2 pseudogenes are annotated in these 834 nt (G+C 64.1%); both read left to right on the forward strand.

The annotated features are described in order from the left end of the window. Window positions 1-536 (forward strand): annotated as a pseudogene (locus tag J5M71_RS26070) (lipid kinase); the annotation flags it as partial. 18 nt (window positions 537-554) lie between these two features. Continuing rightward, window positions 555-834 (forward strand): annotated as a pseudogene (locus J5M71_RS26075) (ABC transporter permease); the annotation flags it as partial.

Below are 834 nucleotides of genomic sequence, written 5' to 3' on the forward strand. Positions count from 1 at the left end.
CCGACGACGTCGACGCCGTGACCACCTGGAACCCGATGCTCTCGGATATCACCGCCAAACCCGGCGTCACCGACGTGTTCAATTCCAGCCAGATTCCCGGCCAGATCCTGGACATGATGCTGGTCGACAGCGCCACCCTCACAGACAACCCGGCCCTGGGCAAAGCGCTGACCGGCGCGTGGTTCGAAGTGGTCGCTTTGATGAACGCGAAAACCGCCGCGAGCAAAGCTGCGCTGGAACACATGGCCAAGGCCTCTGGCACCGATCTGGCAGGCTTCCAGGCGCAACTGGACACCACAAAACTGTTCGCCACGCCGAGCGAAGCGCTGAATTTCGCCACCAGCAAACAACTGCCGGACACCATGCGCAAGGTCGCCGAGTTCTCCTTCGAGCACGGCCTGCTCGGCGAAGGCGCGAAGGACCCGAGCGCGGTGGGCATGTCTTTCGCCAACGGCGTGACCAGCGGCGACACCGCCAACCTCAAGCTGCGTTTCGATCCGACCTACGTGCAGATGGCCGCCGATGCCAAGCTGTAAGCCACGGAGGATTTGGCCATGCGCCTGATCAATCGCCACCCCGATCGCCCGAGTCGCCTGTTGCTGGTGATCCTGCCGTTCGCGCTGGTGCTGTTCGCCTACTTCACAGGCTCGGCCGAGCGCCTGGCGGACAACCCCAACGACAAACTGCTGCCCAGCGCCGTGCAGATGAGCGACGCGGTAAAACGCCTGGCCTTCAACGCCGACAGCCGCACCGGTGAATACCTGTTGTGGCAAGACACTGCGTCGAGTCTGCGGCGCTTGGCCATCGGCCTCGGCATCGCGGCGCTGGCGGGTC

The sequence above is a fragment of the Pseudomonas sp. 43(2021) genome (genome assembly GCF_017490805.1).
Classification (GTDB): Bacteria; Pseudomonadota; Gammaproteobacteria; order Pseudomonadales; family Pseudomonadaceae; genus Aquipseudomonas.